The sequence below is a fragment of the Agrobacterium tumefaciens str. B6 genome (assembly GCF_001541315.1).
Lineage (GTDB): Bacteria > Pseudomonadota > Alphaproteobacteria > Rhizobiales > Rhizobiaceae > Agrobacterium > Agrobacterium radiobacter.
Window position 1 is genome coordinate 1 of the sequence record NZ_LMVK01000028.1, and the last position, 11,635, is coordinate 11,635.

The following is an 11,635-nucleotide window of genomic DNA, read 5'->3' on the forward strand; positions in this document are numbered from 1 at the left end:
AGCGCCCTCGCATGCAATTGACGCAGCAGGGGCTCGATTTGGGCGATCATATGGGCGGGACCGGCTTCGTAATGAAGCTTGCTTAATGACTTTTGGTTCGGAGTGTCGGCCATGACCATGGCTTCGATATTGCGGACGTCCGGACGCAACAGCGTGCGAAGCAGGGACGATCCCACCGCCATGAGCTGACCTTCGGCTGAACCGTCGACGCCTTCAAAAAGGACCTGTGGTATTAACTGCTGGCAGCGGGCCGCAAAGGCTGCGCCAAACAGCGCCTCTTTATTCTCGAAGTGACGATAGATGCTGAGTTTGGATATCTTCGCCCGCTGGGCGACCTTGTCCAATGTCGTCGCCTGAAAACCCAGTTCCGCAAAGAGTTCGCCTGCGGTGTCGATGATCGTTTGACCAAGTGCTTCGTTGGCGGGCCGGCCGCGCCGGCTCTGACTATTTTCAGTCACCATAATTTCAGTCCTTGACAGTATCGTTATTCTGGAATTAGGATACCACGGAGTTTTAGAAATAAGCAAGCCGAAGAATGAAGCGAAACACGAGGCTGCCATGCAACGACGAACACTGCTGAAACTGGCCGCGCTTTCCACCATCGGCGTCCCCCGTGCCCAGGCCGCGGCCACGCCCAACTCAACGCACTCGATCCGCAACTCGGAGTCTACCATCATGGATAATGTCATCATCATCGGCGGCAGCTTTGCCGGCCTCGCCGCCGCCCTTCAGCTCGGCCGTGCCCGCCGCAAGGTCACCGTTCTCGATACCGGCCTGCCACGCAATCGCTTCGCCGGTCGCTCGCACGGAGTGCTCGGCCACGATCACAAGCCACCATCGGACATCCTGACCGAGGCGCGGCAGCAACTGGCGCGTTATCCCGCGATCATGCTGGTCAATGCCCGAGCCGACAGCATCTCCGGTACCATCGACAATTTTTCCGTCCTCACTGGCGATGGTGAAACCCTCAACGCGCGCCGCCTGATCCTGAGCTATGGTGTTGTCGACCAGATGCCTGCTGTTCCAGGCTTTGCTGAAAGCTGGGGCACATCCATCATCCCATGCCCCTATTGCGACGGCTTCGAAGTCGCCGGCCAGCATTGGGGTCTTGTGTGGTCGGGTCCGCAGTCGATGAATCAAGTCAGGCTGTTTCACGATTGGACCGACAGTTTGACGGTCTTCGCCGATGGTCACGATATCGCACCCGATATGCGGGCCGATCTGGCGGGCCGTAAGGTACCTGTCGTTGATGGCCGGATCACCGGGATCGCCCGTCACGGGGACCACAATGCCACTATCAAGCTCGATACCGGCCCCGATGTCGCAGTCGATATCCTGTTCGCGCATCCGCGCAACAAGCCGTCCGCAAGCTTGCATGAATCACTTGGCCTCGACACGGTCAATACGCCAACCGGCATCGCTATCAAGACCGACGAGCGCCGCGAAACCAGCGTGCCCGGCATTTATGCCGCCGGCGACCTCGCAAACCCCGGAATCCCCTCGGTCACTACCGCATCATGGCAGGGTGCGATGGCGGGTATCTTTGCCCAGCAGTCGATGCTGGTTTGAGGAAAGATTGGAGGATTAGCATGGCCGTCGAACCGGACAGCGCGGGTGTGCGCTTCCCTCCGCCCTTCGTCTATCTGGGAGCGCTGCTGTTGGGGCTGGCGGCGGAGCAGTTCGTCACCCTTCGCTCTTTCGGCATCGATTGGCGGTTGCTGGCCGCGACGGGCGCGCTGCTGTTTGTTGCCGGCGCGGCGATGATGCTTGCGGCGACGGGGTTGTTCCGGCGGCTTGGCACCAACGCGCCACCCTCACGGCCAACGACCCATATCGCAACGACCGGTCCCTATCGCTGGAGCCGCAATCCCATGTATCTCGCAATGGCGCTTATTTATGCCAGCCTTGCGATCGGCTTCGACGGGCCGATCGCCCTCGCCTTGCTCCCCTTGGTGCTGATCGCGATCCAGACGCAGGTGATCGCCCGCGAGGAGCGCTATCTCGAAGCAAAGTTCGGCGACGACTACCGCCGCTACAAGGCCGAGGTTCGCCGCTGGCTCTGACTATTCCGCCGCCGACGGTTGCGGGACCTTCTGATAAAGCAGCACCGGATTCCTTGCCGAGAGCTGTCATATACTAAGGGTCGCGGGCCGGTGTCAAAGACCGACCGGCCGCCTGACTCCGCAGTTCGTCCGTGGCGTGAGGATGATACACTTGGCCCAAACCAGAGACACCGAAGGTGTCAGCATCTCTTGTCCGACTGTTTTTGGAAAGATTGACACACATGGATTTCGAACACGTCACCTTCGACCTGCCACACGGTACCTTCCACGCATTGCAGGGCGGTGATCGGGATGGCCAGCCGACGATCGTCTTGCACGGCTTCCCGGACCATCCACCGACCGCGAAGCCCTTCCTTGCCGAACTCGGCCGCCGGGGACGTCATGTCATTGCACCCTGGCTTCGTGGTTACGCACCGTCCCCGACCGCGGGGCCGTTCGACTTTACAGCCCTCACCAGCGACGTGCTCGCGCTGATCGACCGCTGGTCTCCGGGGCGACCCGTGGAGTTGATTGGCCACGACTGGGGCGCCCTGATCACATATGATGCCTGCGTCACCGCACCGGAGCGGATCGAACGCGCAGCCACGCTCGCAATCCCTCACCCACTCACTTTCATGAGCCGGCTGACGCACCCCCCTCAGTTGCGCCGGAGCTGGTACATGGGGCTTTTTCAACTGCCGGGAAGCGGCTGGCTGGCTACCGCCCGCGATCTCGCCCTCATCGACCGCCTCTGGCGTCAGTGGTCGCCCGGCCTCTCGCTTGATCCTGCTCTCAAGGCGGAACTACACGAGCACCTGCGGGCGAGTATGCCCGCGCCTCTAAAATACTACCGGGCGATGATGCGACCCGGCATGCTTGGGGCGACACGCCGCATGTCTCACCCGATCGCGGTGCCCATGTTGCAGCTTCACGGTGCCAACGACGGCTGCATCCTCCCAGCGGAGGTTGATGACCGACATCGGTTCGCCGCGCAGCGCACGAGGGAGGTCGTCCCCGACGTCGGTCACTTCCTGCACATCGAGGCCCCCGAGGCGATTGCGGAACGGATTGCGGCATGGGCCAAGTAGGGGCCTTTCAGCCCTGCAAAAACACTCGAACGAAGCTCCTCGACGACGGGAACTGACCGGACTGGCGCACGGGGCACAAAAGGAAGTCCATGCCTCTGAAGAGTAAAAAAAGGAAGTGATCCTCATGAATACGACTAATCCTGGCGTCGCCTTGGTGACCGGCGCGTCCTCTGGCATCGGTCTCGCCACTGCCAAAGCCTTACGGATTGCGGGCTTTCGGGTGTTCGGAACCAGCCGCCGCGCCGTGGCGGAGAGTTCAGACGGTGTCACTATGCTGACCTGTGACGTTACCGACGATGAGTCCGTGGCAAGATTGGCCGAGCGGGTCCTGGCTGAGGCCGGCCGCATCGATCTCCTTGTCAACAATGCCGGCAGTGGTCTGTTCGGCGCCGCAGAGGAGTCCTCGACGGTCCAGGCACAGGCGCTGTTCGACGTGAATGTCTTCGGCGTTCTACGCATGACCAGGGCGGTGCTACCGGCCATGCGCCATCAGAGGACAGGCAGAATCATCAATGTGAGTTCAGTGCTGGGCTTGATCCCGGCTCCCTATTCCGCCGTCTATGCGTCGACCAAGCATGCCATTGAAGGCTATTCCGAATCGCTTGACCACGAACTTCGCACCTTTGGCATTCGCGTTGTGTTGGTCGAGCCCGCCTTTACAAGGACGGCATTTGAAGAAAGCCTTGCTAGACCGGACCAATTGCTTGACGTCTATGACGCCGCGCGCGCCAGCATGAATGTAATCAACAAAGAAGCGATAGAAACCGGCGACGCCCCGGACGTCGTCGCCAGGACGATTGTCGAAGCGGCGAGCGCAGTCGTTCCAAAGAGGCGCTACGCGGCGGGAAAAATGGCGCGACGGATCAGTCTCCTGCGCCGTTTCGTCCCCGAGTTCGCATTCGACAAGAGCCTGCGAAAACAGTTCGGGTTGCCGATCTGACGACAATAAACATCCTGCACATCGAGGCCCGCCGAGGCGATTTCCGAACGGATTGCGGCATGGGCCGACTAGCGGATCGCTCGTCCAGGCCGAAGTCAGTGCCGTCCCCAAAGTCAGCCTACTCCGTAGCTTTCGCAAAAATCCCAACAAAAGTTGGAATTTTACGCCTGAGTTTTGCATCGCGCATTTCTGCGCCGCTACTCACGCGGCGATTTTGCTGAAATCTATCCGGCTGCCCAGATCAAGGTCGAACCGGCCGTAAGGGTTGACGTGGGCATAGATCAACGGTGTGAGACCGCGATAATCTTCCGGTGCCATACGGCCGTGCCAGGCTGGTTCGGCAAGCACGGTTTGCAGCATGCGCGTGTTCACAAGCGGACCAGCTCGAGCACCTGGCAAAGGAAGCCGACGCGTCGATTATAGACGTGTTCATGTGGGCGCTAGCGCGGACGCTGTGCAAGTGGACAGCCGACAACCATGTCCGGATCGTCAACATCGATGCCGGGCGAAGATCGGCGGGTGTTGGTTCGCTGGATTCGTCGGAGACGGTAGGATGGCTATCGGTGCTGTCTCTGTTGGTATTCGAGATCAACTCGCAACTATCACTAATCCAACAGGTTCAGCTTGTGCACCGGCAGCGTTGTAACGCGCCTTTGGCAGGCGCCTGGTTTGACGATTATCGCGAGCGGAGCGACTGGACTTATAACATCGCACCACAGGAGGTGGTTATCTTCAATTTCCAGGGTAATGTGGACCAATTGCTTCAAATAGATCGCCTTAAACTCGAGATTGCTCGTGAACAGATTCGAAAGGCGCCGGCAACCGACACCGAACGTCAGAGCTGTTTTTACATTGATGTTCGTAGGGAAACGGCCGGCATGAAAATAGCTTGGCATTTTAGCCGTGCCTTACACTTAGACGGTACAATCGAAAAATTGATGAAGGATTTTCTCGACCATCTTGCCGGGGCGTCTAGCGGCATTGGGATGCGACGCTTAATTACGGAGCCTGAATGACAGAGGAAGAAACGGTAAACTTTAAAGTCGACGGCCAACAGGTCATAGGTACTCTTCGAATGCCTGAGAAAGTCGAGGGTCCCTTCTATTTGCTTCTGCATGGCTTTGGCGGGACCCGTAACGAGTTGAGGATTGCTTCCACGGGAGAAGGAATCTTTGCCTATGTTGCAAGGACGCTGGCGGCTCTCGGATTTCCCAGCCTTCGGATCGACTTCCGTGGGTCGGGCGACAGTGACGGGCGTTTTTCCGACACAACATATTCGAAGCAAGTCGCGGATGCCGTCGCCGCAATGGATTTTCTCGACAGTCAAACCGCATCCGTCCACACGGGAATCATTGTCCTTGGGTGGAGCCAAGGAGGGCTCGTTGCCGCGATAGCCGCAGCTCAGACGAGACGTCCTGCCGGCGTCGCGTTGTGGGCGGCGGTCGCAGAGCCAAAGGTGTCGTTCCCCAAGCTCATCGGCGTGGAGGTATACAACCGAGGTCTGAATAGTGCGACTCCGACGGACCTGATAGTGCCGTGGGGTGCCACTCTAAGCATCGGTCCAGACTTTTTTGCCGAGGTCGAAAATGTCGCCCCGCTTTCTGAGATTGGGGCCTTCCCGGGGCCGCTTTTCATTGCGGAGGGCACACTGGATATGGACATTCCTGCGGGAAGCGCCCAACAATACGCCGACGCGCATAACGGTCTGAATCGGGTGTGGACGGCACCTATGAATCATATCTTCAATACCGACAAAGGCACGGCAACGCTGGAAAAGTTGATTGATGCAACGGTGGCATTTTTTTGAGAGGCTGGGTCTTTATCCCAAACCAGGCCTTGTCCGTAGCCGAATAGTTGAGGCTTTTTAAGGGGCTTGTCGCAAACGCTTGGGTTGATTGCGTCCGCCACGGGGATCGATCAGCTTGATTAGGCGGAATCCAGTTCCTTGGAATGATATGGGGACGGTGAAGGTCTACGCGTCGTATCGTCTTGGCGAGCCGCTCGTCGGCGCGGTCAGAGCGAACAATTGTTGGTTATGGGATGGCCCGCCTGCTCCGGAAACCGTTGTTGACTGGTTTCTATAATAGCGTCTTATGGCGGGGCCGTAGCATGCAATCGGAGACTTAGCTAAATTAAGTCGAAGCTCAGCGGTTCGATTCCGCTTCAAGAACTTTTAAGTTATGAACTTGGACGGCGCTCACGCCTGCACCGACTAATTGGGTGGGATCATAGGTGCATGCAGCACGGCGCCTGCCTTTTGAGCTGCTGCTGTTAGGCGTTTGTCTCTGGTCCACAAGCTAGATCGCCCGTCAAGCAGCGTCGAAGCCAACAAGTGTGCATCCGTGTAGCCGATTCCCATGCTGAATATCGAATGCCGATCTATCATCGTCATGACCTCGGCGTGCGTGGCGACGAATGCTTCGCGCTGTGCCGCAAAATACGCCATCACGGCATCACGGTCCCGCAGACTGCCAAGCGCCAATTCGCCGATAATCGCAGGGTGGCAGAGTAGGCGGTCGTCCTCAATAATTTTGCGTAGCTCTGAGTCTCCGTAGCGAAAATGATCAATCCAGATGGAGGTGTCTACAAGAATCACTTTGTTGCTTCGCTCCGGCGGCGAGGAGCTGCTTGTGCATCGGGCATGGAGCCCCCGAGCGCGAGGAGTCGCTTTCCAGACTCGACTCGCACAAGTGTTTCCAATGCCTGGCGGACAAGCGCAGCCGTTTCCTTGGTTCCGGTTAGGGATCTTGCTCGTTCCATGAGGTTATCGTCGAGATTGATAGTAGATCGCATGAAAAAACTCCCGCATTAAAGCGACATTTATAGCACCATTTGGTGCCGAAATCTACGCCTACCTGTGCTCGCTATAATATAGCAACCGCCTGCCGGTCAGAATTGTCTCAGGGTCTTCGGTTCAAATCCCGTCAAGGTGAAACGAAGAGGTCGGCCCGGACGGAGACTGTCATCATTATCCGGGCCGATTATCTCATTCGATCTTACGCAGCTTCCCAAACCTGGTTGAGGATTTTGGCGGCCAGGGCCGCCTTGTCTTGCGGTAAGAAGCGACCGTAGTGCTGCTGCACTACATCGGGCGTATCCTGAATGGCATAGCTTGCCTGCTCGCAGGGCCCTCGTCCTCGCGATGATCAATATCGCGCGAGCCAAAGGCTTGAAGATCACGGCCGAGGGTGTGGAAACAAACGAGCAGCGCGACATTCTGATGAGTTGGGCTGTCACTATCTCCAGGGCTTCCTGCTTTCACGACCTCTTTCGCCCGATGCAGCCCGCACGCTGCTTTCGGCTCCTGATTCTACGTCGACGCTTCGAGGTCACACGGATTTCTGTCCTGAGCGACACCGGCATACCGGAAACCCTGATCAACTGGCGCTACTAGCGGCATCGGTAGGAGTGGTGGCACGCCCCCGCAGATCTTCACTCTCACTCCGGACCGGAGAGGATTATTCGCCGATCACCTGCAGTTTGTCGCGTCTGAGGATTTCGATGCAACGCGTGTTCTTCAGGCGCACAATACCCTTCTCGCGAAGCTTGGACATGCTGCGCGATACCGTCTCAACCGTCATTCCAAGATAATCACCGATATCTGTTCGCGTCATCGGCAGATCAATAATTCCGTCATCTCCTTGCCGGTGATCGAGGTCGAGAAGGAATACTGCAAGTTTTTCAAGGGCGCTTTGGCGGCCAACCACGAGCAGATGTTCCTGAGCTCGGATCATGCTTCGCAAGGCGAGCGCCATCAGGTCGCTGCGGTGGGGTTCGCTCCCTTCTGCCTCCACCGGGGTTAATCCCGTTGGCACAATCGCTTCAGCATAGAAGCTGCGAAAGCCACACGCCTCAAAGCCGAATGTTTCTCCCTGCATGTGAAATGCAACCACCTGTCTGCGGCCGTCAGTGAGGAGGCGATAGATGCGCACCGCCCCATACTCGATCCTGTACAGTGAGCCTGACTTCTCGCCTTGTGCATAAATTTCAGTATCGGAAGCGTGGAAAAAGACAGGGCGCGGGCGAAGGACTGCCATTGGCAGACCTGTTGATGCGGACGGACCACAGGGGGAGTAACTGATGGAAGCGGAAGCGAGCATTTGAACTGACCCTCAATTGGAATGCCCGGACTATGCCGGACAGAAATGTCCGGTGAAATTCGTTCGTTCCACTAAGGGTTTTTACTTATCCTGATCAACGCGGTCACAACATCAGTGCCTGTCAGCGGCTTATAGAGTATCTGCACGCCTGGCCTGTCGACACTAACCTTTTCGTGGTCCGCCAGGAAAAGGACAGGCGTCACCGCTGCAACCGTTGCAAGACATGCTTCCCGTTCGGACTCGGGAAGGCAGCCGTCGAGAATAACACAACTTGCTTCCCCGACCTTTTCTCCGGCGAGTTTCCAGGACCGGAATGTCACGACTTCATAACCGTACGCCCGCAATGCAAACGCCAGCCCCCGGGACAGCGCGGGGTCCTTTATAATCGAAGCGATTAATCGTGTAGTCGGCAATCTAACACCGGGAACATTGCAGCAATTGATATGCCGGGCCAGTTAAATAGCCCCACGTCCTTTTGCGCATTGTCCTGGATCAAGTTCTGTCGGAGTTTTCCAGATTGGAGCTTTCAATCGAAAGTGACATACGGACTAGTTCGGGAAGGCTTCGAGCCTTCATTTTTCCCATAACGTTAGCTCTGTGAACCTCCACGGTGCGCGGGCTTATGTCGAGATTAAACGCGATGGATTTATTGGGTTGCCCCGCCACCACCGCGGCAAGAACCTGCCGCTCGCGTTCGCTCAGCGTCTCGACCCTTTTTCGTACTTCTTCTGCTGATTCCGTTTCGGGAATTTGGGATTCCAGACGAGCAGCCGCGCGGTAAATTGCGTCGATGATAACCGTGTCGGCAAATGGCTTTTCAATGAAGTCTACGGCTCCGGCTTTCATCGCCTCCACCGCCATCGGAACGTCCCCGTGCCCGGTAATCACGATTGACGGTATCAACAAAGCCTCTGCGCGGATTCGGCGGATCAGGTCGACGCCGCTCATGTCTGGCATCCGCAGATCAGTCACAAGCACGGCTCGCTGAAGTTTGGGCGCAAGGCACGCAAAGGTGGTAGCCGTTTCGTGAACTCGCACGCCCAGGCCGCTCATGCTGAGCATGAAAGCGAGCGATTTTCTGACCGCCTCCTCGTCATCAACGACGTGCACAGTGAAATCATCGTTCGCCATTTTCCTCCCCATCATAGGCTGGCAGTGTGAATGTGAAGCATGCTCCTCCGAGCTCGCTGCGCGACACGGTCATCTCGCCGCCGTGGGCTTCAACGATGCGCTTCGATATCGAGAGCCCGATCCCCATTCCGCCAGCCTTGGTCGTGACAAAAGGCTTGAATAACTGATCGGCGATCTCACTGGGAATGCCGGGGCCGGAATCTTCGACGATTACCGCTACTTCGCCGTTTTCAGCAGCCTTAATGCTTACCCGAAGGTCCTTTTTTGGGGACTCGCCCATCGCCTCGACTGCGTTGCGCATCAGGTTGGTGAGTACCTGCTGTATCTGAATCCGGTCGACCATGACCATATCGTCGCCAGCAGCAAAGTCAAAGACGGATCGCACACCTTTTTCTCTTGAACCCACCAGCGCCAGTGCGCCCGCTTCCTCAACCAAATGAAGCAGCTTGTGTGGCAGCTTTTCGGTCTCACCCTTTGTTACGAATTCGCGGAGATGCCGAATTATTTGTCCTGCCCTGACGCTTTGCTCACCTGCTTCCCTCAGGGCTTCGTGCAACTGCAGGTCCCGTTTGTTCTCCGAGCCGTGAAGGAGACGTGCACAACCATGAACATAGTTTGCAATCGCCGAAAGCGGCTGGTTTAACTCGTGGGCAAGAGTAGATGCCATTTCACCCATCTCGTTCAGACGGGCCAATCTTGCCAGTTCCGTCTGAATCTCCTGGAGGCGGGCTGCTGATTCCTCTCGCTCGGTGAGATCTCTCACGAAACCGGTGAAGAACCGTTTTCCTCCCCTGTGCGTTTCACCAACCGCGAGCTTCATCGGAAACGTCGATCCGTCCTTGCGCTGGCCGACAACCACTCGATCCGTTCCGATAATGCGCTTTTCGCCGGTCGCCAAATAGCGATGGAGATAGCCATCATGCTCATGCCGATAAGGCTGTGGCATCAGCATTCTGAGGTTTTGTCCGATTGCCTCGTCTTCGGAATATCCGAACTGCCTGACCGCCGCCGCATTGAAGGAGACGATCGTACCATCCTGCTCGCTGACGATCGTGGCGTCGAGCACCGTATCGAGTATCGACCGTAGATGTGCTTCGCGGGTGTCCAGCGCTTCTTCTGCGGCCTCGAAATCACGCTGCAGGCGTCTTAGCGACCCGCCCATGTACGCAATTGCCATGCCCACTGCGCCGAAGACGACCAACTCGGGGATTTGTATGCCACCGGGGGTGAGCGATCCGAGATAGCTCACTGAGCAAAACGCCAGGAAAAGCGCAAGTAATGCGGGCCATAAACCTCCCGTTATTGCGGCCAGGAGAATTGGGACGACAAACAGCATGTAGATCGCACGTTCGTCGAGTACCCCAACGAGGAAGTAACGCAGAATAAACATGAGAAAGACGGAGGAGGCGGCGAGGGCATATCCCCGCTCCCGGCGCAAAGCGAAACCTACCCGTTTTGATATCATTTCCTGGGCATGATCCGGTATCATGTTTTTCCCGCATCGTTCATTGGGGTATCATCCTGACGCATAACATATGTCACAAAGGCATATCGCGCTGGCAGCGGACCGGCAACCGCTTCAAGGGATCGGCGAGGAGACAATGGCAAACTCATGGGCAATTCGTCGAGTTCGGGTCCCGAATTGCGGACCGAACCCGGCCAGGTGCAGAATTTGCGAACCGCTTGCCTACGCCTGAGGGCAAGGCCCCCTTGCCGTTTGAGCGACTGGACTTATAACATCGCCCCACAGGAAGACCCGCGCTACCGGTTCTATATGTAATGGCCAACTTGAACTGAAGACTGACGGGAAAGTCGGCTTCGGTCCCCGGCGCCCGCCGCCTCACCGAGATCGGCCTCCAGGTGCTCTTCCTTTTCCCTTTGGCGAGCCGAAACGCGGAATCTGCTAATCTGGCCGCAGCGCCGTGTCGATTAACTGCCTTCACGAGGTCGAGGTCACAATGTGGCTCTCGATCCAGGCTTCCTTTGCTGAGCACTCGCCCCAGCCAGAAGCCTCAAGACCGGCCTCCTGGATCACAATCAACAGATAAAGTGTGTTCTTTCGACGAGTGGCTTCCTGACGAAGCGCTGCGAAGCATGCGAACAAGCCGGCGATGTCGCCTCCTGAAACTGTATGACAAGACATCTTTTCACTTCCTGGCGATAAAGCTGTCAACAGCCATGTCGATTTGCTCAATTCCAACAAGACGAATATCGCGCCAAGATCGACGAGGGGCGTGGTCTGTGCTTGAGTTTGATCTGCTGTTTTCGGCATGGTTGGCCCTCCCAAGGGTTTTATAGCGACCTTACTCTGTCACGGTGCGGGCCGTTGCTCAC

Annotated in this window: 14 protein-coding genes; 6 read left to right on the plus strand and 8 right to left on the minus strand. The window is 57.3% G+C overall.

What is annotated here, in order from left to right; translation table 11 throughout:
• Positions 1-458: TetR/AcrR family transcriptional regulator (locus ASB65_RS18980; RefSeq protein ID WP_060725055.1), on the minus strand; the 458-nt coding region annotated here is incomplete at its 3' end.
• Positions 459-675: 217 nt separating this feature from the next.
• Between ASB65_RS18980 and ASB65_RS18985 the strand changes: the two genes are divergently transcribed.
• The 4 genes from ASB65_RS18985 (at position 676) to ASB65_RS19000 (ending at position 4,070) form a co-directional block, all read left to right on the plus strand.
• Complete coding sequence (locus ASB65_RS18985) at positions 676-1,569, plus strand: NAD(P)/FAD-dependent oxidoreductase (protein ID WP_060725065.1); 894 nt, start codon at positions 676-678, stop codon at positions 1,567-1,569.
• A 20-nt stretch (positions 1,570-1,589) separates the two neighbouring features.
• The gene (locus ASB65_RS18990) at positions 1,590-2,063 is read left to right on the plus strand and encodes a methyltransferase family protein (protein WP_060725056.1); all 474 of its coding nucleotides are present in this window, start codon (positions 1,590-1,592) and stop codon (positions 2,061-2,063) included.
• 221 nt (positions 2,064-2,284) lie between these two features.
• Complete coding sequence (locus ASB65_RS18995; RefSeq protein ID WP_060725057.1) at positions 2,285-3,130, plus strand: alpha/beta fold hydrolase; 846 nt, start codon at positions 2,285-2,287, stop codon at positions 3,128-3,130.
• 124 nt (positions 3,131-3,254) lie between these two features.
• Complete coding sequence (locus tag ASB65_RS19000) at positions 3,255-4,070, plus strand: oxidoreductase (RefSeq protein ID WP_060725058.1); 816 nt, start codon at positions 3,255-3,257, stop codon at positions 4,068-4,070.
• Positions 4,071-4,271: 201 nt separating this feature from the next.
• Here the strand turns inward: ASB65_RS19000 and ASB65_RS28305 are convergent, their stop codons facing one another.
• Complete coding sequence (locus ASB65_RS28305) at positions 4,272-4,442, minus strand: Tn3 family transposase (protein WP_269085693.1); 171 nt, start codon at positions 4,440-4,442, stop codon at positions 4,272-4,274.
• 53 nt (positions 4,443-4,495) lie between these two features.
• Between ASB65_RS28305 and ASB65_RS19005 the strand changes: the two genes are divergently transcribed.
• On the plus strand, positions 4,496-5,086 hold the full coding sequence (locus ASB65_RS19005; RefSeq protein ID WP_236734576.1) for a hypothetical protein: 591 nt from the start codon (positions 4,496-4,498) through the stop codon (positions 5,084-5,086).
• Complete coding sequence (locus tag ASB65_RS19010) at positions 5,083-5,877, plus strand: alpha/beta hydrolase family protein (RefSeq protein WP_060725060.1); 795 nt, start codon at positions 5,083-5,085, stop codon at positions 5,875-5,877. Before ASB65_RS19005 ends, ASB65_RS19010 begins: the two co-directional genes overlap by 4 nt.
• Positions 5,878-6,282: 405 nt before the next feature.
• On the opposite strand, the gene ASB65_RS19015 is transcribed toward ASB65_RS19010, so the two are convergent.
• From ASB65_RS19015 to ASB65_RS19045, 6 genes are all read right to left on the minus strand, one after another.
• The gene (locus tag ASB65_RS19015) at positions 6,283-6,666 is read right to left on the minus strand and encodes a type II toxin-antitoxin system VapC family toxin (protein ID WP_060725061.1); all 384 of its coding nucleotides are present in this window, start codon (positions 6,664-6,666) and stop codon (positions 6,283-6,285) included.
• Complete coding sequence (locus tag ASB65_RS27585) at positions 6,663-6,863, minus strand: type II toxin-antitoxin system VapB family antitoxin (RefSeq protein WP_080868762.1); 201 nt, start codon at positions 6,861-6,863, stop codon at positions 6,663-6,665. Before ASB65_RS27585 ends, ASB65_RS19015 begins: the two co-directional genes overlap by 4 nt.
• Positions 6,864-7,528: 665 nt before the next feature.
• Entirely contained in the window at positions 7,529-8,107 is a 579-nt protein-coding gene (locus tag ASB65_RS19025) for a helix-turn-helix domain-containing protein (RefSeq protein WP_111798629.1), read from the minus strand.
• A gap of 555 nt (positions 8,108-8,662) precedes the next feature.
• On the minus strand, positions 8,663-9,301 hold the full coding sequence (fixJ, locus tag ASB65_RS19035; protein WP_080868761.1) for a response regulator FixJ: 639 nt from the start codon (positions 9,299-9,301) through the stop codon (positions 8,663-8,665).
• Positions 9,288-10,691, minus strand: a complete 1,404-nt coding sequence (locus ASB65_RS19040) for a PAS domain-containing sensor histidine kinase (RefSeq protein ID WP_151285436.1) — start codon at positions 10,689-10,691, stop codon at positions 9,288-9,290. The genes fixJ and ASB65_RS19040 overlap by 14 nt, the downstream gene beginning before the upstream one ends.
• 549 nt (positions 10,692-11,240) lie before the next feature.
• Positions 11,241-11,573: a hypothetical protein gene (locus ASB65_RS19045; protein ID WP_376905420.1), complete on the minus strand. Its 333-nt coding sequence runs from the start codon at positions 11,571-11,573 to the stop codon at positions 11,241-11,243.
• Between the last annotated feature and the right edge of the window lie 62 nt (positions 11,574-11,635).

Bases quoted from the DNA above. Each gene is read 5' to 3' on its own strand.
- ASB65_RS18985 (WP_060725065.1), top strand. From the start codon at position 676: ATGGATAATGTCATCATCATCGGCGGCAGCTTTGCCGGCCTCGCCGCC.
- ASB65_RS18990 (WP_060725056.1), top strand. From the start codon at position 1,590: ATGGCCGTCGAACCGGACAGCGCGGGTGTGCGCTTCCCTCCGCCCTTC.
- ASB65_RS18995 (WP_060725057.1), top strand. From the start codon at position 2,285: ATGGATTTCGAACACGTCACCTTCGACCTGCCACACGGTACCTTCCAC.
- ASB65_RS19000 (WP_060725058.1), top strand. From the start codon at position 3,255: ATGAATACGACTAATCCTGGCGTCGCCTTGGTGACCGGCGCGTCCTCT.
- ASB65_RS19010 (WP_060725060.1), top strand. From the start codon at position 5,083: ATGACAGAGGAAGAAACGGTAAACTTTAAAGTCGACGGCCAACAGGTC.
- ASB65_RS27585 (WP_080868762.1), bottom strand. From the start codon at position 6,863: ATGCGATCTACTATCAATCTCGACGATAACCTCATGGAACGAGCAAGA.
- ASB65_RS19025 (WP_111798629.1), bottom strand. From the start codon at position 8,107: ATGGCAGTCCTTCGCCCGCGCCCTGTCTTTTTCCACGCTTCCGATACT.
- fixJ (WP_080868761.1), bottom strand. From the start codon at position 9,301: ATGGCGAACGATGATTTCACTGTGCACGTCGTTGATGACGAGGAGGCG.
- ASB65_RS19040 (WP_151285436.1), bottom strand. From the start codon at position 10,691: ATGTTTATTCTGCGTTACTTCCTCGTTGGGGTACTCGACGAACGTGCG.
- ASB65_RS19045 (WP_376905420.1), bottom strand. From the start codon at position 11,573: ATGCCGAAAACAGCAGATCAAACTCAAGCACAGACCACGCCCCTCGTC.